Raw genomic sequence first — 25,575 nt, 5'->3', positions numbered from 1 at the left:
CATGGCGGCGCCGCTGCGGCGTTGGCGTTTGAGCGAGGGAATGGGGGTGCCCGTGGATATCATGCGAGAGGAATCGGGCAACGAGCCCGTTGCGGCATTTTCGATGTCGCATCCGGCGGTGCCGGCCCTCTACATGGTGCTGACATTGGGGCTCACCATGTTCTCGATGCAGCCGGTGCTGATTGCGCTGTCGCTTGCGGGCGGGTTGGCGTACGGGCTTGCGACGCGCGGCGCCGCGCGCACGTTGGGGGCGCTTCGCTGGCAGCTGCCGGTGATTTTGATCATTGCGGTGCTCAATCCGCTGTTTAGCGCCTCGGGCTCGACGGAGCTGTTCCGTATCGGCATGCGCGCGGTGTATCTGGAGAGCATGGTATACGGCCTGTGCATGGGTGGGCTGTTTGTGGCGAGCGTGCTGTGGTTTGAGGCCGCGGCGTCGATGCTTGGCTACGACAAGGTGCTTGCGCTTTTGGGTAACGCCGCGCCGGTGATCGCGCTCATGATTTCGATGTGTATGCGGCTTATCCCGCAGTTTTTGCGCCGCGGTCGTACGGTACTGGCGGTGCAGGATGCGATTGATGTGCCGGGGCGCGCGCCGGCCGGCCCCGTGCGCTCGCGTCTGCGGGCATCGAGCGTGTTGATGGGCTGGGGCATGGAAGATTCGCTGGAGCGCGCGGACGCCATGCGCTCCCGTGGGTGGGGCGCCGTGACGCGTCGCACGACGTACGCGCGGTATCGGCTGGGGCGCGGCGATGTTGCCGCGCTGGTTGGGCTTGCGCTGTTTGGCGTGGCCACGGCAGCAGTGGCGTGGACCGCGACGACGCAGTATTCGTTTTACCCTCAGCTTTCGGTGCCGGCGCCGTGGCCTGGCTATATTGTGTACGCGGCTTGGATGGTGTTGCCCTGCGTGCTGCACGCGATTGACGAGAAGAGGTTTGGCTGATGACCCGGTTGGACGGAAGCATGATGGCGGGCATGGCGTGCGGCTCGGATACGCCGGCGATTGAAGTGCGGGGTCTGCGCTTTGCCTATCCCGGGGCTGAGGCGCCGGTGCTCGACGGGCTCGACTGGTCTGTTCCCCAAGGGGCATTTGCGTTGCTTGTTGGTGGCACTGGGTCGGGTAAGTCGACGCTGCTGTCGCTGCTCAAGCCCGAGATCGCGCCGACGGGTGAATACGCTGGCGAGCTGCGCGTGCTGGGCGAGAGCGTTGCCGACATGGAGGTTCGGGCGTCCGCGGAGCGCGTGGGCTATGTGTTTCAGGACCCCGAGAACCAGATCGTGTGCGAAACCGTGTGGCACGAGATGGCGTTTGGCCTGGAAAACTTGGGGCTAGCGCGTGATGAGATGCGCCGTCGCGTAGCTGAGACCAGCTATTTCTTTGGGTTGGAGGATTGGCTCCACCGCGATACCGATACGCTTTCGGGCGGGCGCAAGCAGCTGCTGTCGCTGGCGGCTGTGCTGGCACTGCGTCCACGCGTGCTACTCCTCGACGAGCCCACGTCCCAACTGGACCCCGTTGCCGAGAAGAGTTTTCTGCACGCGCTGTTTCGTGTGAATCGCGAGTTGGGGTGCACGGTTGTCGTGGCAACGCACCAGCCGCGCCCGATGCTCGAATACGCGACGTGCGCGTATCGGATTGAGGGCGGACGCGTGTGCGAGGTGGCTGACCTAGCGAGTTTGGGTAGTCGCGAGGGACTTTTGGCTTTGGACTCTTGCCGGCCCGCGCAGGTGGCGGCGACGAGTGCGGCGGCAGCTATTCGCGAGGGCTGGTTTCGCTACGATCGCGCGGGCGGTTGGGTGCTGCGCGGACTCGATGCGTCGTTTTCGGCAGGCGCGGTGCATGCGGTTGTGGGCGGTAACGGCTGTGGTAAGTCGACAATGCTTTCGGTGCTGGCCAAGACGGTCAAGTTGCAGCGTGGGCATATGGAGCGCGGGACTGCCTCGGCGGCACTGCTGCCTCAGAATCCCAAGGCGTTGCTGGTTGCCGAGACGGTGCGCGACGAGCTGATGGAATGGGCTTCGACCTGCGGATATGACGAGGCTGTGGCGCGGGAGCGCGCGGCGAGCCTGGGGCTGTCGGGTTTGGATGGGCGCCACCCGTACGATCTTTCGGGCGGACAGCGTCAACTGCTTGCGTTGGCAAAGCTGCTGCTGATTGGCCCCGAGCTGCTATTGCTCGATGAGCCCACCAAGGGTCTAGACCTGGCCAGCCGCCGCATTATCGCCCACGCCTTGCGTGACCATGCGAAGGCTGGCGGCACCGTCATCATGGCTACGCACGATCTGGATTTTGCCGAGCAGGTTGCCGATGACATTGCCATGATGTTCGACGGTGAGATTGCCTGCATGGAGCCGCCGGCCGACTTCTTTGCCGACAACGTGTTTTATAGGGCGTGATGGGATGACGGATTATCGCGTCGCGCGCCTACTCGCAAAACTGGAGATACCGCTGCTGCTGGCGGTTCCCGCAGTGATGGCTGCGGCGTTGCTGGCAGGCGCTGAGCAGGCGGCGCTTGCCATGCTTGTCGTGGTGGCGCTGGTGCTCGCGCTGTTTTTTGCGGGCTACGAGGCGTCGCGACCGGGCCTGCGCCAGATTATGCCAACGCTGGTTCTGGCGGCGTTGGCCGCGGCGGGGCGCATCTTGTTTGGCCCCATTCCCGACTTTAAACCCGTGAGCGCCATCGCCATTATCGCCGGGGCGACACTCGGTCGTCGTAACGGCTTCATGGTCGGTGCGCTGGCGGCGCTGACCAGCAACTTCTTTTTTGGACAGGGCATGTGGACGCCATGGCAGATGTATGCCTGGGGTCTGGTTGGCTATGTTGGCGGCGCGCTGGCGCATGCGGGCGCGTTCGACCGTGCGGATGGAACCGTGCGCATGCCGGCGCTGATGGCGTACGGCTTTGCATCGGGCCTGCTCTACGGCGTGGTAATCAACGCCTACGACATCATCGGTTTTGTGCAGCCGCTCACGTGGGCGGGCGCTGTGGCGCGTCTTGCCACGGCGGTGCCGTTCGATATCACACACGGCCTTGCGACCTGCGTGTTCTTGGCTGCTCTCTACAAACCTTGGTGTCGACGGATCAACCGCGTCGTCGTGAAGTACGGGCTATAGGACCGGTTGCGTTCCCTTACGAACTTGCGGTGGAATAGTTCTCGTTTTTGGCTATTTGCTGCCCAAACAGGAACTATTTCACCGCAACTTATAGGGAGAGAGAGGGGTCGCATGATCTGTTTTCCTCCGTCCCCGAGGGGTCGGTTGGGGCTAGAGCTCTAGCGTGAGGGTGACGGGGCAGTGGTCGCTGCCGAAGATGTCGCCGCGGATGCCGGTGTCGCGTACGTTGCCGGCGATTGCGTCGCTTACCAGGAAGTAATCGATGCGCCAGCCTGCGTTGTTCTTGCGGGCATTAAAGCGGTAGCTCCACCAGCTGTAGACACCCTCAACGTCGGGGTTTGCCGCGCGCCAGGTGTCGGTAAAACCGGCGTCGAGCAGCTCGGTAAACTTGCCGCGCTCCTCGTCCGAAAAGCCGGCGTTGCCGCGGTTGGACTTGGGGTTCTTAAGGTCGATCTCCTCGTGAGCCACGTTAAAGTCGCCGCAGGTTACGACGGGCTTGCCGGTTTCGCGCTCAAGTGCGCCCAAAAAGCCACGGTAGGCATCGTCCCAGGCCATGCGTACATCAATGCGCGCGAGCTCATTTTGGGCGTTAGGCGTATAGACGTCGACAAACCAAAACTTGTCGAACTCGAGCGCGCAGACGCGGCCCTCGGTTGTGGCTTGGGCGACGAGCTCGGCCGCCTCGCCCTCGCCGGCGTAGGGTAGCAGCGCGTCGGCGTGCAGCACGCGCAGCGGTTCCTGGCGGCTAAAGACCGCGGTGCCCGAATAGCCTTTACGCTCGGCGTAGCTCCAGGTTTGATGATAGCCGGCCAGGTCAATATCGACCTGGCCCTCTTGCAGTTTGGTCTCCTGCAGCGCCAGGATATCGACGTCGAGTTCTTGCGCGATCTGGATAAAGCTCGGGTCCTTTTTGAGAACGGCGCGCAGGCCGTTGACGTTCCACGAGGCGAAAGTGTAAGTCTGAGGCATGGTGTCCTTTCGACGGGGTTGGCAGGCTTAAGATTAGCGCAACAGGGGCGGGGCGTAGTCCGCGAGTGATAGCGCGAACGCCGCCGTCCCGGAGACACGGACGGAGAACTCATATGACGCAGGCAATATCGGATCCCAAGCAGGCCTCCGCCGCGCTGGCGGAGCTGTTCGACACCCACAAGCGCGTGGTCTTCTTTGGCGGCGCGGGTGTTTCCACGGCGAGCGGCATCCCCGATTTCCGCAGCGTGGACGGCCTATATCACCAGCAGTTTGCCTATCCGCCCGAGACCATGCTCTCGCATAGCTTTTACGAGGCGCATCCGGCCGAGTTCTTCGACTTCTACCGCACCAAGATGATCGCGCTTGGCGCCAAGCCCAATCGCTGCCACACCAAGCTGGCCGAGCTGGAGTGCGCCGGCAAGCTAAATGCCGTGGTGACGCAAAATATCGACGGCCTGCATCAGATGGCAGGCTCGCAGCGCGTGTTCGAACTGCACGGATCGGTCCATCGCAACATTTGCCAGTCGTGCGGCGCGGTCTATAGCGCCGAGTGGATTTGCTCGCGCGAGCACGAGGACGCCGCGGGTGTGCCCGTGTGTCCTGCGTGCGGCGGGCGCATTAAGCCCGATGTGGTGCTCTACGAGGAGCCGCTCGACGAGCACGTGCTGACCGGCGCCGTCGCCGCCATCGCCGCGGCCGATGCGCTCATTGTGGGCGGGACCTCGCTCGTGGTGTATCCGGCGGCGGGTCTTACGCGTTGCTTTACCGGCGATACGCTGGCCATTTGCAATCTTGCTCCTACCGATCAGGACGCAAATGCCGACCTGCTGATTTCTTGCGACATCGCGGCCGCGTTTGCGTTCTAGCCCGCGAGCGCGGATACAATAGAAAGACTGATTGCAAAGCGACCCCGCCGCCTGCGCCCGAGCGCGGCGGCGCGGGCATTTTAGGAGGATGTTCATGGCGAACGATAGCAAGACATGGCGGTGCGGAAAGTACGAGCTCAGCTTTGACCGCCCGCGCATCATGGGCGTCCTCAACGTGACGCCCGATTCGTTTAGCGACGGCGGTGAGCACTTCGACCCGGACGCCGCTATCGAGTACGGCCTGGCGATGCTCGACGCCGGTGCCGACATCATCGACGTGGGCGGCGAGTCCACGCGTCCCGGCTTTACCCCGGTCAATCCCGACGAGGAAGCTCGCCGCGTGCTGCCCGTGGTGCGCGCGCTGGCCAAGGAGGGCGCCATCGTCTCGATCGACACGCGTCATGTGGCGGTTGCCAAGGCGGCCGTGCGCTGCGGCGCCTCGATCGTCAACGACGTGACCGGCTTCACCGATCCCAAGATGGTCGAGTTTGTTAAGACGAGCACCTGCGGCATCATCGTGATGCATGCCGGCGAGGTCGCCGCGCCCACCCGCACGCACGCAACGGTGCAGCTCGATACCTCGGCAGCGGCGTTTGTTGCCGAGAAGGCGCGCGAGGCGGCTGCCGAGGCCGCGCGTGAGGCCGAGAAGCCGGCTCGCCGCCGTCGCGGCAAGTTGCTGGGTGAGCCTAAGTCGGAGGCCAAGCTTCCGGGCGGCGTGGTGCAGCCCTCGTTGCCGTTTGGCGAACCGGAGCCCACGTCCGAGCCTGCAAGCGAGCAGGAGACGCCCGCCGCCGAGCAGACTGCTGCCGCCGAGACCGTCGCGCCCGCGCCCGCAGCCACCGAGGCCGCATCGGAGTCCAATGACCGTCTGGCCGCCATGATGCGCCGCAGCGCCCGCCGCGAGGAAGCCTATGTGCCCACCTCGCAGCTCCGCCGCTTCACCCTGCCCGATTCGGCGCCCATCATGCGCCGCGTCATGGGCTTTCTGTCTGACCAGGCCCGCACACTCATCCATGCCGGCGTGTCGCGCGACCGCATCTGCATCGATCCTGGCCCGGGCTTTGGCAAGACGGCCAACGAGGACATCGTCATCCAGCGCGAGACCGCCAAAATGGCGTCGCTGGGCTATCCGCTCATGTGCGCCGTGTCGCGCAAGCGCTTCGTGGGCGCCGTCTCGGGCGTGACCGAGGCCGCCGAGCGCGATGTCGCCACGTTTGGCGTGTGCCTGGGCGCTATCCAGGCCGGTGCCAACATCGTGCGCGTGCACGACGTCGCGGGCTTTGCGCAGTTCCTGAACGGTTACTGGGCTGTTGCTAAGCCGCAGCCGCGCCGCGCGTTTGTGGCCGTGGGCTCCAACCTGGGGCATCGTTGCGACAACATCCGCGCCGCACGCGACATGATCGCCGAGATTCCGCTCACCTGCGTGTCCAACTGCTCGCGCATCTACGAGAGCGAGCCGGCTTACGAGACGCGCCAGGACGCGTTTGCCAACGCCGTCATCGAGATCAAGACCGAGCTGGCGCCGCTGGTGCTGCTCGACGAGCTTATGAAGATCGAGGCTGAGCTGGGGCGCGACCGCTCCAAGAAGGCCAAGGTCAACGGTCCGCGCACCATCGACCTGGACCTGTTGTGGATGGACGGCGAGATCCACGGCGGCAAGAAGCTGCGCCTGCCGCATCCGCTCATTGGCGAGCGCGACTTTGTGCTGGTGCCGCTCGAGGACCTGATGCACGACCCAGCGCGGTTCTTCCGCTACAACGGCGTAGAGGTCAAAGAGCCCGAGGACCGCGTGGGGCATATCGTGGGCGAATTGGGGCGTATGTAGATGATTGAGATGAATGCCGTAGCCGCCGGTACCGAACTTGACGCCGCGCGCGATGCGGGCCGCGAGGGCATGTCCGCGGGCTGGTGCGCTTGGAGCGCGGGCGAGGCGTCGTTGACGTTTTCGTTGGTCGTGCGCCCGGACGTGAACATGCATGCCTTCCACGGCCTGCCGTTTGTGGCGGCGATGGGCATGATGGACGCGCTCGTGGGCACGGCGTCGACACCGGGCCTGGGCCTTGCCGGCAAGGTGGGCATCCAGTGGCCGAGCGACATTGTGTGCGGCGCGCCTACGTTTGAGACGTCGTTCGCGCGCGTTGCCGTGAACGGCGGTGCCGGTGCTGCGGGCATGTTCGGTGCCGTGACGGTGGATATTGAGCGTTCGGCGCTGAGCGAGCTTGGTGTGGACGTGGCTGACGAAGCGCTGGTCGAGACGCTGGCCGCCGCCGTGCTGGCCCGCGTGGACGCCTGGGCGGTTGTTGCCAACACGCCGCAGGGCGCTGCCGGTCCGCTGGCCCCCGTGCTGGGCGAGTACTTCGACATGGTGCCGCTGCTGGGCCGCCAAGTTGCGGCGGTGTCTCCCAACGGCTTGCCGCTTGCGGTCGGTGTGTTTGCGGGCCTGGACATCTGGGGCCGCGCGACCATCAAGACCGATGCCGGCGAGCAGGAGTTTCCGCCCGAGGCTGTACGAATTCGCGGGCTGTAGCGCGGGGCGCCAGCGCTCAAAGATAACGATGGCAACAAGACCCTTCTCGGCCTGTGCCGGGGAGGGTTTCGCCTATCTGAGGAATAGGCTTGGCGAGCCTTTGCGGGGGCTGTGGCATCGGGTGTGCTCGACTTAAGCCCCCGTCCTACCCCAGCTCCTGCATGCGGCGGTAGATTTCGCAGATGCCCTTGATGGTGAGTTGTCCGTCGACCACGTCGAAGGCATCGGTCGAATCGGCGACGATGCCGGCGAGACCGCCCGTGGCGATAACGGTGGCGTCCTCGCGCCCCAGCTCGCGCTTCATGCGCGCAACCAGGCCCTCGGCCATGGCGGCGGCGCCCGTTACGGCGCCGACCTTGATGCACTCCTCGGTATCGCGGCCGATGGCATGCTCGGGCGCCTCGAGCGGAACGCTGGCGAGCTTGGCGGCGCGGGCGGCGAGCGCGTCCATCGAAATGCGGATGCCCGGCGCAATCGCTCCGCCAATGTAATAGCCGTCCTCGTCGATGACGTCGATATTGGTTGCGGTGCCAAAGTCTACCACGATTGCCGGGGCGCCGTAGAAGGTTTCGGCAGCGACGGCGTTGGCGATGCGGTCGGCACCAACGGCCTGGGGGCGCGCCGCCCGCAGCTTGGTCACGGCGGCCGTCTGCGGTCCGATGACAATGGCATCCGCCGCGATGCGGTCGGCCACGGCGTGCCACTCGCGCGAGAGCTGTGGCACCACGCCGGCAAAGGCGATCGCGTCGACTGCGCCGAGCGAGAGGTCGTACATCTTAAAGAAGCCCATCAGGCGCACGTGGATCTCGTCGGCGGTATAGGAGCGGTCGGTGGGCATACGCCACGACTGCACCAGCTCGTCTCCGTCAAACAGGCCCATGGCCGTCTGCGTGTTTCCCATATCGATAGCGAGCAGCATGTCTACTCCAGGTGTCGGCGTAAAAGGACGCGCACCATTGTATACGCGCCGCCGACGCCGCTCGGCTGCGATTCGTTTACGGTGATATGGCTGAGGGGTTTAAATATGAAGGAATTATGCTCTACGAGATTTTCCTTGCCGTTTACCGAACTCCCGCGTAATATTCTTTCTTGCGCACATGAGGCGCCCAGACATTGCGGGGTGGAGCAGTCTGGTAGCTCGCCGGGCTCATAACCCGGAGGTCGTAGGTTCAAATCCTGCCCCCGCGACCAAGAACTTGCAGCTCGTCGGCCTAGCCGGCGAGCTTTTTTGTTATCGCGGGACTGTGTTTTCGGTCCAATTCTCGGCCTCTCAAACAAAATCTCAATCTGTAACATCTAGACCCGATTTGGGCGGATAGGTGTTACAGATCTAGATATTCCGGTGGGTTGGGCCCCGTTTGTCTAAATCTGTAACACGAGGAACGGATTTTGCCGAGTTGTTGTTACAGATTGAGATCTTTCGGCAGGCCAGATTGGTTTGTCTCGATCTGTAACAGTAAGACCCGGTTTTGCCGAGTAACTGTTACAGATCGAGACAAACCGACGGGCCGCCCCGTTCCATCCACCTGCCGCCACCTGATATTCGCCGATTTTCGTTGTGCCGCCGTGCCCCCATGCCATATCCTCTAGACAACTACGCGGCATCATCGCCGCCGCGCCTACAAGAGAGGAATGTCCATGACCGCACCTGCATCCAAGCTGCTCCAGCCCATTACGGTTGGCCCCCTTGAGCTCAAGAACCGCATTATGTTCCCGCCGCTGACCACCGGCTACGAGGAGCGCGACGGTTCCATTGGCGAGCGCAGCCTGGCTTTTTACGAGCGCCTGGCCCGTGGCGGCGTGAGCTACATCGTCATCGGCGACGTCGCTCCCGTCATGACCGCAAGCCCCACGCCCAAGCTGGCGACCGACGCCCAGATCCCCACGTTTAAGGCCCTGGCCGACACCGTTCACAAGCACGGTGCCAAGGTCGCGCTGCAGCTGTTCCACCCCGAGTACGACGTGCCCGGCGTCGGCCGCATGGTCATGGGATCCATGGCCGCTGCCAAGGCCGCGCAGGAGGCCAAGGCCGCCGGCGACGAGGAGACCTTTGCCGCCAAGATGGCCGAGTCCAACGAGATCCGCAATCAGGCCTACGCCAAGCTGCACCACGACATGCAGCACTTTGTGAACGAGGCCAGTGTGGAGCAGCTCACCCAGATCAAGGAGGCCATCGCTGCCTCGGCCGCCCGCGCGCAGCAGGCCGGCATCGACGCCATCGAGGTCCACGGCGACCGCCTGGTGGGTTCGCTGTGCTCGGCCATCCTCAACCAGCGCACCGACGAGTACGGTGGCTCGTTCGAGAACCGCGTTCGCTATGCGCTGGAGGTCGTCGCTGCCATTAAGGAGGCCGCGCCGCAGCTGATGGTGGAGTACAAGCTCCCCGTGATCATGGAGAACCCCGACGGCACGCCGCGCGGCAAGGGCGGCCTGCAGCCCGACGAGGCCTGCAAGTTTGCCAAGCTGCTCGAGGGCGCGGGCATCGATATGATCCAGGTCGCGCAGGCAAACCACACCGGCAACATGGGCGACACCATTCCGCCCATGGGCGCCATGCCCTATAACTGGACGCTGCCCGTGGCCGAGCGCGTCAAGGCCCTGGTCTCCGTGCCGGTGGCAACCGTGGGCCGTGTTGTCTCGGTCGAGGCCGGCGAGAAGATTCTGGAAGACGGCGCTGCCGACATCATCGCCTATGGCCGCTCGCTCATGTGCGACCCCGACATTGCGCTGAAGGCCGCGACCGGCGAGCCCATTCGCGAGTGCCTCAACTGCAACAAGGGCTGCGTCGACGCGATTCAAAACCGCAAGTACATCTCGTGCGTGCTCAATGCCGAGAACGGCGACGAGGCGACCATCGCCATCAAGCCGGGCGAGGGCGACAAGAAGATCGCCGTGGTAGGCGGCGGTATTGCCGGCCTGGAGGCCGCGCGCGTGGCGGCCAAGCGCGGCTACGATGTGACCGTCTACGAGGCGAGCGATCATCTGGGCGGCCAGATCGTGCTGGCGGCCGCGCCTCCGCGCAAGGACGAGATCATGCGCTCGGTCGAGTACTACGAGAAGATTCTGCCTGGCCTGGGCGTGAAGGTTGAGCTCAACCATGCCGCTACTGCTGAGGACCTCAACGCCGCCGATGCCGCGATTGTGGCCGTGGGCGCGCACGACGTGGTCATCCCCGTTCCGGGTGCCGATTCGGACAAGGTCGTCTCGAGCTGGGACGTGCTGGCCGGCAAGGTGGAGCTTACGGGCCGCGTCGCCGTCATTGGCGGCGGCCTGGTGGGCACCGAGACTGCCGAGTACCTGCTGCAGCACGGCTGCGAGGTGGCGATCGTGGAGATGCTCGACAAGATTGCCGCGGGCGAGTCCGAGACCATTCTGCCGCTGATTATGAGCGACTTCGCCGAGCACAACGTGGAGCAGCACGTGAAGACCCGCCTGACCGCCATTACCGACGAGGGCGTGGAGGCCATTCGCACCACCGAGGACGGCGCCGAGGAGCCGGTGAAGATCGCCTGCGATTACGTGGTGATGGCCGTGGGCTCCAAGGCCAACGCGTTTGACCTGGATGGCGTGACGGTGCCCGTGACCTGCGTGGGCGACTGCTCGGGCGAGCGCACCGCCGATATCGCGAGCGCCATTCGCACGGCATATCACGCGGCCAACGAGCTGTAGTTAACTTCGCGGCCAGGCGGGGCGGTAGCACGGATCCGTTTCGCCCGGCTGTGTCCCGTCGGGTGTCAATCGGTGCGGGGCCTGCAAGCGCAGCAGGTCCCGCCCTTTTGTTTTGCTCCGGTGGATGGCAATGCGCGGTAATCATGAGGAGTGAGGACGTCTACTGCCTTGCAGATCACTCAAAATTATTGGGGGAGGGGTTAATAACTATATCCTCTATACCAAAGGACATAAAGAGATGCCAATTTTGTTGACAAGCGAATGACGATTAGCTGCGAGTCAGCTACCAGCGTAAATAATCGATAAAGAAATGTCGTAATTTGGTGCCAAATGCCCAGATAACGCCGCGTCTATTTTAATTAACTGCTTTGAGCAAACAGTAAAATGCTACTATCTAACTTGCACGTAAGAAAGCAGATTAACGGCTAAGGCTAAGAAGTGGCAGGTATGTCGGAAGCAACTAGGACTCGCACGCATGCGCCCGAGGTTAGACAGCGCGCCGTCGAGATCCTCCAAGAGGGGGTCGGTCATCGCGCTCTCGCCGCGGAGCTTGGCATTCCCCAGGCCACGGCTCGTCAGTGGGCCCGCGCGTATGCCGTGGGCGGTGCCGACGCCGTTCTCAATGCCGGTTCGCATCATCACACCTATTCGTACGACGTAAAGCTCGCTGTGGTTAAGGACCGTCTGGAAAACGGCTTGACGGTTCGCGAGGCCATGATCAAGCACAAGATTCCCAGCGAGTCTTCGGTCAAGGCTTGGTGCCGTCAGTACCGCGAGAGCGGTGAGTCCGCACTGGTCGATAAGCCGCGCGGTCGCAAGCCGCGCGTTAAAAAGGCGGAATAGCAAACGGGATGGTGCGCCCACAGGGGCGCATTTTTCTTGCCGCCCCTCTACTCCAATGCGGACAGGCTCCTTGCCTCGTACGCCTAAAACTCCCCAGTTGACCGAAAACCTGTCGCCGCTACTCCTCAATTGAGCTATAACGTTAAACAATTGCAGCGTTTTTGCACGGGGGAGTGATGGTATGACGCTACTGTATTTCCTTACCCTGTTTCCGCTGGTACCGGCGCTGGGCATGCTGCTCGCGCGCGGTGACCGCGCCCGCGATGCGGTGGGGCTTGTAGGCTCCGGCATTATTATGGCGGTGACAGTTGTAGTCGCCGTCATGTTTTTTGGCACGGGTCCGCAGAGCTTTGAGGTTGCCCCCGGCACCTCGCATGTGCTCTCGATCATCAGCTCCGTCATCGACGTCATCCTGTGCGCCGTAATCCTGTACAACGCGTACAAATATAGGAACGCGCTCACCACGGTGCTCGGCATAGTCCAGCTGGTGGGCTCGCTCGCCTTTGCAGCCATGACGTTGCCCGCGGCCGAAGCCGTCACGGCAACGCCGCTCTACCTGGACTACATGAGCGTGATCATGGTGCTCGCCGTCGGCATCGTCGGCAGCCTAATCTGCGTGTATGCCTTGGGTTATATGAAGGACTTCCAGGCCCATGACGAGCACGAGGCCGCGCTGCGCGGGCAGACCGCGCCCGACCGTCGCCCGCAGTTCCTGGCGCTCATGTTCCTGTTCCTCTCGGCCATGTTCGTCATCGTGACGAGCGATAACCTTGAGTGGCTGTTCTGCGGCTGGGAAATCACCACCGTGTGCTCGTTCCTTATGATTGGCTACACGCGCACGCCCGAGGCCATCAAAAACGCCTTCACCCAGATCATCCTCAACATGCTGGGCGGCATCGCGTTTTTGGTCGGACTCATGTACCTGCACGTTAACGGCATGCCGCTGACCATCTCGGGCATGATCGAGCTTTCCGGCGCCGGCACCGCGCAGTCCGCGCTGCTGGTGATGCCGGTCATCTTGCTATCGCTCGCCGCCCTTACCAAGGCCGCACAGATGCCGTTCCACACTTGGCTGCTTGGCGCCATGGTTGCCCCCACGCCCACGAGCGCCCTGCTGCACTCGTCAACCATGGTCAAGGCCGGCGTGTTCCTGATGGTCAAGCTGAGTCCGCTCTATGCCATCTATCCCGTGACCGGCTTTATGGTTACGAGTGTGGGTGCCATCACGTTTTTGCTCGCGGCCCTCATGGCCATCTCGCAGAGCAATGCCAAGCGCGTGCTCGCATTCTCCACCATTTCCAACTTGGGTCTCATCAGTGCCTGCCTGGGTGTCGGCGCGCCCGAGGCCGTATGGGCGGCCATCTTCCTGATCTTGTTCCACACGGTGGCTAAGTCGCTGCTGTTCCTGTGCGTAGGCACCGCCGAGCACCATATCGGCAGCCGCAATATCGAGGACATGGACGGCATGTTCAGCCGCATGCCGCACCTGACGCGTCTGATGATGCTGGGCATTATGGGCATGTTTGTGGCGCCGTTTGGCATGCTCGTGTCCAAGTGGGGCGCCCTGGTGGCGTTTGCGCAGACCGGCAACGTGCTCATGATCATGGTGCTTGCCTTTGGCTCGGCCGCGACGTTTTACTTCTGGGGCAAGTGGCTTGCCAAGCTTTCGGGCGTCGACCCCACGGCTCAAAACGTTGAGGTCAATGTCCATAAGACCGAATGGATGGCGCTCAACACCATCGCCGCGCTGCTGATTCTGTGCTGCGTGGCGTTCCCGCTCATCTCGAGCGGCCTGGTGTCGCCTTACTTGGCCATGGTGTTTGGCCGCGTGCCGTACGTTATTGGCAAGGACGCCATGTATCTGATGGTGGTTATCGTGGCGTTTATCGCCGTGGTGCTGCTGACTTCATTCCGCGTGAGCAACAAGCCGCACGTAAACGTGTACCTTTCGGGTGTGGGAACCGACAATTACCGCCATTTCCGCGGATCGATGGGACACGAGGTGAAGGCCGAAAAGCGCAATTGGTACTCGGAGGACGCCCTTGGCGAGAAGCGTATTGGCCCCGCGGGTAGCGTCGTGTGCTGCAGCATTATCTTGTTTGCGCTGCTGTGTTGCGCGTGGATTGGGCCCGAGCGGCTTGCCATGAGCGCACCCTCGGTGCTGCGCGGCAAGTATTTCGAGGGTTCGGGCGTCGTGGGCATCTTTATAGGCACCGTGGCGTTTGCCCTGATTGCGCCTTTGGTTGGTGGCCTGATCGATGGTCTTGACCGTAAGCTTTCGGCCCGCATGCAGGGCCGCGTGGGCCCGCGCCTGCTGCAGCCCTTCTACGACGTTGCCAAGCTGCTGCGCAAGGCCCCCGCCAGCGTAAACACCATGGACGATACCTACATGGCGTGCGCGCTCATCTTCACCGTCGTGGGCGGCGGCATCTTTGTGTCGGGCTCCAACACGCTGCTGTGCGCTTTTATGGTTACCCTCGCCGCGATCTTTGTGGTGTTGGCGTCCGCCTCGACGCAAAGCCCGTTTGCCCAGGTTGGCGCCGATCGTGAGTTGCTGCAGGTTATGAGTTACGAGCCCGCCGTTTTGCTGATGAGCGTGGGCCTGTACCTTGCCACCGACAGCTTTGATTCCATCGCCGTGACGGGGCAGTCGGCCCCCATCATCGTGTACAGCGCGCCTATTTTCCTGGCGCTGCTCGCGGTGCTTACCATCAAGCTGCGCAAGTCGCCGTTTGACCTTTCGTACTCGCATCACGCGCATCAGGAGATTGTCCAGGGCGTCGCCACCGAGATGAGCGGCGGCACGCTGGCCAAGATGACCCTTATGCACTGGTGCGAGACCGTGCTGTTTTTGATGTGGGTGGGCATGTTCTTTGTTTGGGACAACCCCGTGAGCTGGGTCGTAGCCCTGGTCGTGATGGCCGCGACGTATTTTGTCGAGGTCCTGATCGATAACACCTTCGCACGCAGCACCTGGCGCAGCTGCTTTAGGCTCGGATGGGGCGTGGCGCTGGTGTTTGGCCTGCTCAACCTTATGCCCATCCTCGTCGACGTATTTATTTAGGAGGCGGCATCCATGGATCATAAAATGTCGCGCTCGCCGTGGGTTATTCATTACGACGGCTCGAGCTGCAACGGATGCGATATCGAGGTGCTGGCCTCGCTTACCCCACTGTTTGATGTGGAGCGCTTTGGCGTGGTCAACACCGGCAACCCCAAGCATGCGGATATCTTTTTGGTGACGGGGTCGGTCAATGCCCAGAACCTGCCTGTCGTGCGCCAGATCTACAACCAGATGCTCGAGCCCAAGTGCGTGGTGGCGTGCGGCATCTGCGCGTGTTCGGGCGGCGTGTTCCGCGATGCCTATAACGTGATCGGCGGCGTGGACCGCGCGATTCCCGTGGACGTGTACGCGCCCGGGTGCGCCATTCGCCCCGAGACGGTGATCGATGCCATCGTGGAGGCGTGCGGCATCCTGGACCAGAAGGAGGCCGTGATGCGCGCCGGTGGCGACCCGCTTACCGTGGGCGGTGCCGCTACTTGGGACGGTGGCGTTGAGCTGGGCGAGGACGGGTTTGTGACCGCTGCGGAGGCCGGCGACGCGCCCGCCGCTGCAAAGGAGGCCGAGTAATGCAAAAGGCTATCTATACCGCCGTCGGGATCGATGAGCTGTTGCCGCATGTGCAGGCGCTCAAGGGTGCCAGCGCGCGCTTTGTGCAGATGCACGCCGAGCGCAACGTCGACGATGGCTCGTATCGCTTGGTCTATACGTTTATCAACGTTCGTGCTGCTCAGGAGCATATTGCGCAGGACGGCAGCTATGCGATTGAGAACCTGGTGGTTGAGGGCATCGGCCAGTACCAGGAGATTCCGTCCATCAGCTCGTATTACCCCGCGGTGTTCCCGTTTGAAAATGAGGCCCACGACCTGTTTGGTCTTGCCATCACTGACATGCAGGTCGACTTTAAGGGCTTTTTCTACCAGGTTTCGACTGCCGAGCCCATGAGCGTTATCACGCCCGAGGTGAAGGCCGCGCGCGAGAAGGCCATGAAGGTCCGCGCGGCTGCCGAGGCCAAGGCGCGCAAGGCTGCGGCCGAGAAGGCCGCCGTTGCCGCTGCGGGGGAGCCCGCTGCGAGCGCCGGCGATGCCGCGGGCGCTGTTGCTCAGCCCGCTGCGGCTGCCGGCTCCGATGCTCAGCACGATGAGGCTGCTGCGAAGGCCGCGCTCAAGGCTGCCGAGATGGAGGCAAAGCTCGCCGCCATGGATCCCGAGAAAGCAGCCAAGGTCCGCGCGGCGCTTGCCGCCAAGGCCGCCCGCGACAAGCAGAAAAAGGAGGCGTAAGGCCCATGGCACATCGCTCCGTCATTCCGTTTGGCCCGCAGCACCCGGTGCTGCCCGAGCCGCTTCATCTAGACCTGGTAATCGAGGACGACCGCGTCATCGAGGCAATTCCGCAGATCGGTTTTGTGCACCGCGGACTCGAGAAGCTCACCGAAAAGCGTGACATGCACCAGTTTGGCTACATCGCCGAGCGCATCTGCGGCATTTGCGCCGTGGGCCACAGCTGCGGCTATGCCAGCGCCTGCGAGCGCATGCTCGACATCGAGGTACCCGGCCGCGTGCAGTATATCCGTACCATTTTGCACGAGCTTTCGCGCATTCACTCGCACCTGCTGTGGCTGGGCCTGCTCGCCGATGCCTTTGGCTTCGAGGCGCTGTTCTATCGGTCGTGGACCCTGCGCGAGCAGATTCTCAAGATCTTCGAGAGCACCTGCGGCGGCCGCGTGATCCTTTCGATTAACGAGATCGGCGGCCTTAAACACGACATTGAGGACTCCGAGCTGGCGGGCATTGTCCAGACGCTCGACGCCATGCGCCCCGACTACGAGGCCCTGGTGCATACGTTTTTGGACGACAATAGCTGCGGCGAGCGCCTGCATGGCGTGGGCGTGATCAGCAAGAAGGACGCGCTGGAGCTTTCGATGGTCGGCCCGTTCGGCCGCGCCTCGGGCGTGGACTACGACGTGCGCATGTTCGGCGACGGTGCCTATGCGGACTTGGCTGCGTTTGAGCCCATCATTGCTAGCGATGGCGACTGCTATGCCCGCTGCCAGGTGCGTTGTGCCGAGGTCACGCAGGCCATGGACATCATTAAGGAGCTTGTCGGCAAGATTCCGCACGACGGAATCGGCGGGCGCACCAAGCTCACGCCGGCCGACGGTGCGCGCGGCGAGGTTGTGATTGAGCAGCCGCGCGGCGAGGCGTATTACTATGTGCGCGGCAACGGCACCAAGAACCTGGACCGTTTCCGCGTGCGCACGCCGACGTCGCAGAACTTGGCGGGTCTGACGCATGCGCTGCAGGGCGTACTCCTTGCCAACGTTCCCATGATTATCCTGACCATCGACCCTTGCATTAGCTGCACGGAAAGGTAGGCGCGGCATGAGTTTGCTGACATTTGCCAAGACGGCCTTGGGCTCTATGGTCAAGCAGCCGGTCACGGTGTGCTATCCGCAGGAGAAGCTCGCGGCGCCCGAGCGCTTGCGCGGGCATATCGTCAACGACATGGACGTGTGCATCTGCTGCGGCATGTGCGCTCGTCGCTGCCCGGCGGGCGCGCTCGCGGTCGATCGCAAGGGCGGAACGTGGTCGATTGATCCGTATGCTTGTGTGGTGTGCGGCGAGTGCATCGAGAGCTGCCCCAAGCACTGCCTGACTATGGACACCGCTCGTACTCCAGTTGCGGCGAACAAGACTCCCACGGTAGAAACCAAGCCGGAGTAACGCGGGGCTAGAGCTGGAATAGGGGCCGGTGGGGCAAAAATACCCCACCGGCCCCGCGCTTGAACGCGCGGTTGTGCCGTCGCGAACAAAACTATGCCGGATTACGGGGCTGGATAGCGAATCCCCAACCATATCGAAAACCACGATAATAAAACCGCAGGTAGAACGCTTGCTGTTTTTCAAAAATAGGGGGTATGGATGAGGGCTCCGACTTTAGCCCCGTAATCCGGCATAGTTTTGAAATGACACCATATCCGTAACAGCTCCTGATCCCCCAAGGACGGAGGAAAGTGGGTCATTTTTGCCTGATGGCTCCGAGTCGCACCCGTTTTCCTGCGAAAACGTCGTGTCTCAACTTTGGTGAGACATTTGTCTCACGCTCAAAACTGAATCTGGAACATGTGTCACCTGCCCTAATTGTGTCTCATTCCGTAACTTTAGGCTGATGCAAGGTCTGAGACCGCGAGAAGGGAGACACGATGGGTAAGTACACGAGGGGTCTCTTGGCGGTGATACTGGCCGTAGTGCTGGTGTTGCCGGCTGCAGCATTTGCCATGCTGCCCGAGGCCAACGCCAGGTCCAGCACCGGAATGGACGGACCGACGGTGAGCGGAAAGATAGTCGACCCTGACACCACCGGCCGCTGGCAGTATTGGGCGTCGGGCGGCGAGCAGGACCAGACGACACGTTATGTAGGCCGAATCTGGACGGACAAGACGGTCGAGCCAGCGCAGGACGAAAAGTCCGACTTTGTGACGACGCTCTCCACGATGTCTTCGACTTCTGACACAACGTCGCTGGTCACTAAACCGCTCGATATCGTGATGGTGCTTGATGCCTCCGGGTCGATGGATGATGACATGGGTGACAGCGATTCGACCAAACGCATCGACGCACTCAAGGCAGCTGCCAGTTCCTTCATCGACACCATCGCCGAGCAAAACAAGAGCATAAAAGATACGAATAAGCGGCATCAGGTTGCCATCGTTAAGTTTTCGGGTGCAAAGAAAAACGAGATCGGCAACGATACGTATCGCGATCGTCAGGGATACACGCACAACTACTCGCAGACCATGAAGAGCCTGACGCCGTGTGTCGATAGCGCTGCGACGGAACTTAAGAATACGGTCGGCTACATCGAACCTGCCGGTGCCACGCGGGCTGATTACGGCCTTGAACTTGCTCGCGACATGTCGGGCCGCGAGGATGCCCAGAAGGTAGTTGTGTTCTTTACGGACGGCACGCCCACAGACTCCAGGAACTTTAACTCTACGGTTGCCGATAATGCCATAGCCGCCGCCAAGAAAATGAAGGGGAAAGGCGCTACGGTCTACACCATCGGCATTTTTGATGGTGCGAATCCCGCTGACGATCCTACGGACTACTGGACGAGCGACGAAAACAAGTTCATGCACGCCGTGTCGAGCAACTATCCAAACGCCACGTCCTACACAACCAATAAGCTTGGCAAGCGCACCGAGAATTCCGATTTCTACAAGGCTGCGTCGAAAGCCGATGAGCTCAAGAAGGTGTTTGATGATATCTCGAGCTCTATCACCTCGGGCAAGGGCTCTCCCACTCAGATCGAGGATGGTTACGACGAGAGCAAGTCCGGCTACATCACCTTCAGTGATGAGCTGGGCGACTTCATGCAGGTCGATACGTTTGTCAGTGCTCAGATTAATGGCGTCACCTTTGATGGGGCGACCAAGACCCCCAAGGGCAATACGGACACGTACGAGTTTTCGGGCGTGGCCAAGGACCTGGTTATCACCGTTGAGCGCTCTGCCAACGCGCAGCAGGGCGATATCGTGACGGTCAAGATCCCCGCATCGCTGATCCCGCTGATCCGCTATCACGTGGACATGGAAAACGGGATCTTTGAGCGCACGTCGCTCAATGACATCAAGCCTATTCAGATTAAATACACCTCGAGCGTCAAAGACGCCGCGCGTAACAACCTGTTTACGCCCGATAAGGTGCTCAAGAAGTATATCGATGACCACAAGGACGCCGACAACCAGACGGTCTCCTTCCTGGCCAACAAGTGGTCGGGCGGCGAGCTGGGCGATGTTGTCGCCGAGTTTGAGCCCGCCGATACCAACAGCTACTATTACTTCCAAAAAATCACGCCTATCTACACGGACAAGGAATGCACCCAGCGCACGACGGTAAAGCCGCAGGGCAACGACGTCTATTACTACAAGGACGAGTTTGTGGCGATGGGCGCAAACGGCAAGCCGAAGGACGACTATGCCGTTGTGGAGTTTGAGGGGCACGAGATCGCCAGCTACGACGGCGCTCTGGTCAAAGATGACGGCTATTGGTCCTTTAATAAGGGAACCGCGCGCTTGGCCTATATCGACCAACTGCATACCACCAAGGACGATGTGGAGGCGAACGGCAACAAGACCGAGACCGCGCCCGACGTGCTTAACCCCAGGTGGAATGACCTTTCCTCCGTTGCGACTTCCACGCACGTGCATTCGCACCTGGGCAACAACGGCAAGATTATCTTTAGCCTTGCAACCAAGCCGACAACGGTGGATACCAAGACTGACTTTGGTCTGACCAAGGTGCTCGAGGGCCGCGAGTGGGCGGATACGGACAAGTTTGAGTTTGAGCTCTCCGCAACGTCCGAGGGCGACGCCCCGATGCCCGAGTCTGCTACCGCGACTGTGACCATGGGCAACAAAGCCATCGATTTCGGCAAGATCGAATACACCGAGCCCGGCGCGTACGTTTATAAGGTCAGCGAGAAGAACGCTGGTCAGACCATCGACGGCATCACCTACAGCGATAACGTTGCGGAGATCACCGTGACGGTAACGCCCAACGCAAAGGGCGAGCTCAGCGCTGCCGTGAAGGTGACCTCGGGCGAGACTGAGTTTGTGAACACCTACGCCGCTAAGCCCGCCAAGCCCAGCGTCACCGACGAGATTGGGGTCACCAAGGTCCTGACCGGCCGCGACCTCAAGGCCGGCGAGTTCAGCTTTGAGCTGCGCGAGATCAAGGGTGAGGACTCTAAGCTTATCGAGACCGTCAAGAATGACGCCAGCGGCAAGGTTACGTTCAGCCCGATCAAGTACACCGAGATCGGTCAGCACACCTACACGCTGCGCGAGGTCAAGGGCAACGCCGGTGGCATCACTTACGACGAAACCGTCTACACCATCGTGACGACCATCAGCGATAACAAAAAGGGCCAGCTGGTGGCTACGCACGAGCTACAGGGTGCCGAAGACGTCAAGAACATTGAGTTTAAGAATGCTTACAACCTGACCCCCAAGAGCTCCAGCGTCACCGACCAGATCATCGCGAAAAAGGTCCTGGACGGGCGCGACCTCAAGGCTGGCGAGTTCCGTTTCGAGCTCGTCGAGGGTAACGATGTCGTCGCCAGGGGCACCAATGCGGCCGACGGCAAGATCACGATGGACAAGATCACCTACACCGAGGCCGGCGAGCACACCTACACGCTGCGCGAGGTCAAGGGCGACGCCGGTGGCATCACCTACAGCACCGCGACCTACACCATCGTGACCACGGTTACGGACAATGGCGATGGCACGCTCGATGTCCATCATGTCCTGAAGGATGCCAAGGCTGCCGAGTTCAAGAATTCTTACGGCCTGACCCCCGAGAGCTCTAGCGTCACCGACCAGATCGTCGCGACCAAGTCCCTGGACGGGCGCGACCTCAAGGACGGCGAATTCTCCTTCGAGCTTGTCGAGGGCGATAAGGTTGTTGCTAGGGGCACCAATGCTGCCGATGGCACAGTCGTCATGGACAAAATCACTTACGATAAGCCTGGCAATCACACCTACACACTGCGCGAGAAGCTCCCCAACGAGGCGGGGCTGAGCAACGGGATTACGTACGATAAGACGAACTACACCATCAAGACGAGCGTCATCGACAACGGCGACGGCACGCTTAAGGTGACCCATGCTCTCGAGGGCACCAAGCCGGCACGCTTTGAGAACAAGTACAACACTGCCCCGAACGAGTCCAGCGTCACCGACCAGATCACCGCGAAGAAGGTCCTGGACGGGCGCGACCTCAAGGCTGGCGAGTTCCGCTTTGAGCTCGTTGAGGGCAACAACGTAGTCGCCACCGGCACCAACAATGCCGACGGCAAGATCGTGATGGATCCCGTCGCCTACGCCGCGGCTGGCGAGCACACCTACATGCTGCGTGAGACCAAGGCCGGCGCTACCGAGAACGGCATTACCTACAGCACCGCTGAGTACACCATTGTGACCATCGTCAAGGACAACGGCGACGGCACCCTCAGCGTGGAGCACAAGCTGCAGAACGCCGAGAAGGCGATCTTCGAGAACACCTATACCGTAACCCCCAAGAGCTTCAGTGTTACCGATCAGATCACGGCGACCAAGTACCTGACCGGTCGCGACCTCAAGGAAGGCGAGTTCTCCTTCGAGCTCGTTGAGGGCAACGATGTTGTCGCCACCGGCAAGAACGATGCCCGCGGCAAGATCACGATGAGCCCCATCGAGTACACCGCTGCCGGCAAGCACGCCTACACGCTGCGCGAGGTCCAGGGCGACGCCGGCAACGGCATCACCTACGATGGCAAGACCTACACCATCGAGACCACCATCACCGACAAGGGCGACGGCACGCTCGAGGCGAAGCATGCCCTGAAGGGCGACGACGAGGCGAAGTTCAACAACAGCTACAAGCCGAATCCTGACGAGTTCAGCGTCACCGACCAGATCACCGCGACCAAGGTTCTGACCGGACGCGAGCTTGCTGCCGACGAGTTCTTCTTCGAGCTGGTCGAGGGCGAGGGCGAGGACGCCGAGGTCGTCGCCACCGGCAAGAACGCCGCCGACGGCAAGATTACGATGAGCCCCGTGAAGTACACCAAGGCCGGCAAGCACATCTACACGCTGCGCGAGGTCAACGGCGGAACCACCAGCAAGGGCATCACGTACAGCGACACCAAGTACACCATCGAGACCACCATTACCGACAACGGTGACGGTACCCTCAGCGCTACGCACGAGCTGAAGAGCGCCACGCCTGCGACCTTCAAGAACACCTACAGCGTGACCCCGCTCGATGCAGAGCTCGACTTTGACCTGAGCAAGGTCATCAGCGGCCGCGAGTGGACGGATGGGGACGAGTTCAGCTTTACCATTACCGCCCCCGATGGCGCCCCGCTCCCCGATCCTGCGACCGTAACCGTGAGCAAGCACGATGCGAAGGACGGCATTGCCGCCATCAAGTTCGGCAAGATTCACTACGCTGCCGCCGGAACCTATAAGTACGAGATTCGCGAGAACGCGGGCAGCACGGTCGGCATGACGTATGACGCGCATGTCGCAACCGCCGAAGTGACCGTGACCGAGGGCAGCGAGGGCAACCTGACCGCAAACGTCACCAAGAAGGAAAACGGACGCTTTACCAACACGTACCACACTGAGCTTAACTACACCGCGGCCGGCGGTCTGTGGCTCAGCAAGTATCTGGACGGCCGCCCCATGACCGAGGGTCAGTTCACCTTTACCGTGACACCTGCTGACGACGCTTCGGCTCGCGCGCTCGGTCTGCTGCCCGGGGCTAATAGCTTCAAGTCCCCCGCAGCGGCAGAGGCAACGGTCGGACTGATCGACATTCTGGCTGGTCATGAGGTTATATTTACGCAGGCTGACGCCGGCAAGACCTTTACGTACACCGTGGCCGAGAAGAACGACGGCCAGCCCGGTTACACCTACGACGACGCCGTGCGCACGGTGACGATCGCCATCGCCGACGACACCGCCGGCACGCTCACTGCTACGACGACCGTTTCCGGCGGTCCCGAGGGCACGCATGAGACGGTCCACAAGAGTGGCGAGAACAAGGTCGAGAAGGCCTTGGTGCCGTTCCACAACAGTTACAGCGCTACGACCAACACGCCTGGCGGCACCGCCGCTCAGGTCGTTGCCACCAAGACTCTGACCGGCCGCCCGATGGCCGACGGCGAGTTCTGGTTCGGCATTGCCTATCAGGGCGAGCTTGTGGGCTACGAAAACCTCAAGCCCAATATCGGCGGGCATGTGAGCTTTGATGCGCTGCACTACGACACCGAGATGCTTGCCAATCTTGAGGCTGCTGGGCTTGCTTATCGTACCGATAAGGACGGCAAGCTTGCCTGGACCATTAACTACACGGCCTACGAAGATTTATTCGGGCTGCCGAATGGCGTTTCCGCTACAACGTGGAGCTTTGGCTTTAAGGTTATCGTCGTCGACAACGGTGACGGTACCCTGACGGCGACGGTCGACTACGGCGGCGTCGAGCCCTTGTTCGAGAACGCCTACGGCGCCGACGCCGTGGATGCCGCGCTCACCGGTACTAAGAAGCTCCAGGTTGCCGAGGGCCTGACCCCGGCCGACATCACGGGTAAGTTCACCTTTACCGTGACCGCCGACGAGGCAGGTGCCCCGATGCCCGAGCGCACGACCGTAACCAACGACGCAGCCGGTAACGTGGACTTTGGCAAGATCCACTTTACGCTCGAGGACCTCAACCGCGCTCTGGGCGTGACGGACGATGCGACCGATAAGGCCGAGGCAGACGAAGCTGACGACGTCGACGCTGACGAGGCAGAGGCCGACGCCGACGCTGATGCCAACGTTGACGAGCCCGGCGACGAGTCCGAGCCCGCAGCCCCCACCGCCCCGCGCTCGCACACCTTTACCTACACGGTGACTGAGTCCGGCAGCGCCCCTGGCGTGACCAACGACGCCAACGCCACGCGCAAGGTTTCCTACACCGTGACTGACGATGGTGCCGGACATCTGAGCGTCGTGCGCGACGGCGATGACGGTGCGGCCTTCACGTTCACCAACACCTATGGCGTGACGCCCACCGATTCTTCCGTGACCGATCAGGTCAAGACGGTCAAGCGTCTGACCGGCCGCGACCTTGCAGCCGGCGAGTTCACGTTTGAGCTGCTCGAGGACGACGTGGTTGTCGCTAACGGCACCAACGACGCTAACGGCACCGTGACGCTGAGCCCGATTCGCTACGAGGCGCCCGGCACGCACACGTACACGCTGCGCGAGGCTTGCCCCAACGCGCTCGGCCTGTACAAGGGCGTCACCTATGACGGCACGACCTACACCGTCGTGACCACCGTCTCCGACAATGGTGATGGCACGCTGACCGCGGCGCACAAGCTCGAGGGAGCTACCGAGTCGGCTGGCTTTACCAACAAGTATCACGCCATGCCCACGCAGGTCTCCATCGGCGCCATCAAGGTGCTCGAGGGACGCGAGCTCAAGAAGGACGAGTTTAGCTTTAAGCTCGTTGGCGAGGACATCGAGTCTACGGTTGCCAACGATGCCGACGGCAAGATCAGCTTCGACAAGTTCGAGTACGACGAGCCCGGTACGTACGTCTATACCATCAGCGAGGTCAAGGGCGACGAGGCCGGTATGACCTATGACAAGTCCGTCTTTACCGCGACCGTCAACGTGGTCGACGACGGCGAGGGCAACCTCAAGGCGAACGTCGCCTTTACCAAGGGCGACAAGAGCGTCGAGGGTATCGTGTTTAACAACACGTACAAGAAGCCCGAGACGCCCGTGCCGACGCCTGATCCTGGCACGCCCAAGACCGTGACGAACATCGTCAAGACGGTCAAGGGTTTCCTGCCCACCACAGGCGACCAGCAGGCTGCCGCATTGCTTATGGCATTCGTCATTGCCATGGCCGGCGTCGGTGCCCTGGTCTGGGGTATCCGTAAGCGCTAGGCACGCTGGCAGCGCCCGGGGCCAAAAGGCCCCGGGCGG

General features: G+C 61.9%; 16 protein-coding genes and 1 tRNA gene. 15 read left to right on the top strand and 2 right to left on the bottom strand.

Going from position 1 to position 25,575, the window contains the following annotated elements; all coding sequences use genetic code 11:
• Positions 1 to 61 precede the first annotated feature (61 nt).
• From ACESWY_RS02205 to ACESWY_RS02195, 3 genes are read left to right on the top strand one after another with little or no spacing between them, the layout of a single operon-like run.
• The gene (locus ACESWY_RS02205; protein WP_373092782.1) at positions 62 to 940 is read left to right on the top strand and encodes an energy-coupling factor transporter transmembrane component T; all 879 of its coding nucleotides are present in this window, start codon (positions 62 to 64) and stop codon (positions 938 to 940) included.
• Entirely contained in the window at positions 940 to 2,394 is a 1,455-nt protein-coding gene (locus tag ACESWY_RS02200) for an ABC transporter ATP-binding protein (protein WP_148331744.1), read from the top strand. Before ACESWY_RS02205 ends, ACESWY_RS02200 begins: the two co-directional genes overlap by 1 nt.
• A gap of 4 nt (positions 2,395 to 2,398) precedes the next feature.
• Positions 2,399 to 3,112 (top strand): DUF6580 family putative transport protein, encoded by a 714-nt coding sequence (locus ACESWY_RS02195; protein WP_373092718.1) that lies wholly within the window; start codon positions 2,399 to 2,401, stop codon positions 3,110 to 3,112.
• A gap of 150 nt (positions 3,113 to 3,262) precedes the next feature.
• Here ACESWY_RS02195 and ACESWY_RS02190 read toward each other — a convergent pair whose 3' ends face one another.
• A complete protein-coding gene (locus ACESWY_RS02190; protein ID WP_148331742.1) occupies positions 3,263 to 4,081 on the bottom strand; it encodes an exodeoxyribonuclease III in 819 nt (272 codons plus the stop codon).
• 113 nt (positions 4,082 to 4,194) lie between these two features.
• Between ACESWY_RS02190 and ACESWY_RS02185 the strand changes: the two genes are divergently transcribed.
• The 3 genes from ACESWY_RS02185 (at position 4,195) to ACESWY_RS02175 (ending at position 7,474) form a co-directional block, all read left to right on the top strand.
• A complete protein-coding gene (locus ACESWY_RS02185) occupies positions 4,195 to 4,947 on the top strand; it encodes an NAD-dependent protein deacylase (protein WP_148331741.1) in 753 nt (250 codons plus the stop codon).
• A gap of 94 nt (positions 4,948 to 5,041) precedes the next feature.
• Positions 5,042 to 6,772 carry a dihydropteroate synthase gene (gene folP / locus ACESWY_RS02180; RefSeq protein ID WP_148331740.1) on the top strand — a complete coding sequence of 577 codons (1,731 nt, stop codon included), beginning with the start codon at positions 5,042 to 5,044 and terminating at the stop codon, positions 6,770 to 6,772.
• The gene (locus ACESWY_RS02175; protein WP_148331739.1) at positions 6,773 to 7,474 is read left to right on the top strand and encodes a hypothetical protein; all 702 of its coding nucleotides are present in this window, start codon (positions 6,773 to 6,775) and stop codon (positions 7,472 to 7,474) included.
• Between the two features lie 145 nt (positions 7,475 to 7,619).
• Here the strand turns inward: ACESWY_RS02175 and ACESWY_RS02170 are convergent, their stop codons facing one another.
• Positions 7,620 to 8,393, bottom strand: coding sequence for a type III pantothenate kinase (locus ACESWY_RS02170; protein WP_148331738.1), 774 nt, complete (start codon positions 8,391 to 8,393; stop codon positions 7,620 to 7,622).
• 195 nt (positions 8,394 to 8,588) lie between these two features.
• Here ACESWY_RS02170 and ACESWY_RS02165 point away from each other — a divergent pair.
• The 9 genes from ACESWY_RS02165 to ACESWY_RS02125 all read left to right on the top strand — a co-directional run bounded on the left by ACESWY_RS02165 (position 8,589) and on the right by ACESWY_RS02125 (position 25,536).
• Positions 8,589 to 8,665: transfer RNA gene (locus tag ACESWY_RS02165), tRNA-Met, on the top strand.
• 447 nt (positions 8,666 to 9,112) lie between these two features.
• Entirely contained in the window at positions 9,113 to 11,143 is a 2,031-nt protein-coding gene (gene bilR / locus ACESWY_RS02160) for a bilirubin reductase, long form (protein WP_373092723.1), read from the top strand.
• A 447-nt stretch (positions 11,144 to 11,590) separates the two neighbouring features.
• The gene (locus tag ACESWY_RS02155) at positions 11,591 to 11,986 is read left to right on the top strand and encodes a helix-turn-helix domain-containing protein (protein WP_006235758.1); all 396 of its coding nucleotides are present in this window, start codon (positions 11,591 to 11,593) and stop codon (positions 11,984 to 11,986) included.
• Positions 11,987 to 12,167: 181 nt separating this feature from the next.
• On the top strand, positions 12,168 to 15,050 hold the full coding sequence (locus tag ACESWY_RS02150; protein ID WP_373092727.1) for a proton-conducting transporter transmembrane domain-containing protein: 2,883 nt from the start codon (positions 12,168 to 12,170) through the stop codon (positions 15,048 to 15,050).
• A gap of 12 nt (positions 15,051 to 15,062) precedes the next feature.
• Positions 15,063 to 15,617: an NADH-quinone oxidoreductase subunit B family protein gene (locus tag ACESWY_RS02145; protein ID WP_373092729.1), complete on the top strand. Its 555-nt coding sequence runs from the start codon at positions 15,063 to 15,065 to the stop codon at positions 15,615 to 15,617.
• Positions 15,617 to 16,327 (top strand): NADH-quinone oxidoreductase subunit C, encoded by a 711-nt coding sequence (locus tag ACESWY_RS02140; protein ID WP_373092731.1) that lies wholly within the window; start codon positions 15,617 to 15,619, stop codon positions 16,325 to 16,327. The genes ACESWY_RS02145 and ACESWY_RS02140 overlap by 1 nt, the downstream gene beginning before the upstream one ends.
• Before the next feature lie 5 nt (positions 16,328 to 16,332).
• Positions 16,333 to 17,421 carry a hydrogenase large subunit gene (locus ACESWY_RS02135; RefSeq protein WP_373092733.1) on the top strand — a complete coding sequence of 363 codons (1,089 nt, stop codon included), beginning with the start codon at positions 16,333 to 16,335 and terminating at the stop codon, positions 17,419 to 17,421.
• Positions 17,422 to 17,428: 7 nt separating this feature from the next.
• Positions 17,429 to 17,770, top strand: coding sequence for a 4Fe-4S dicluster domain-containing protein (locus ACESWY_RS02130; protein WP_373092735.1), 342 nt, complete (start codon positions 17,429 to 17,431; stop codon positions 17,768 to 17,770).
• A 479-nt stretch (positions 17,771 to 18,249) separates the two neighbouring features.
• Entirely contained in the window at positions 18,250 to 25,536 is a 7,287-nt protein-coding gene (locus tag ACESWY_RS02125) for a Spy0128 family protein (RefSeq protein ID WP_373092737.1), read from the top strand.
• The last annotated feature ends 39 nt before the right edge of the window (positions 25,537 to 25,575 follow it).

This window comes from Collinsella aerofaciens ATCC 25986, from assembly GCF_964237925.1.
GTDB lineage: Bacteria > Actinomycetota > Coriobacteriia > Coriobacteriales > Coriobacteriaceae > Collinsella > Collinsella aerofaciens_BJ.
This window is presented reverse-complemented; position numbering and strand designations above follow the sequence as displayed.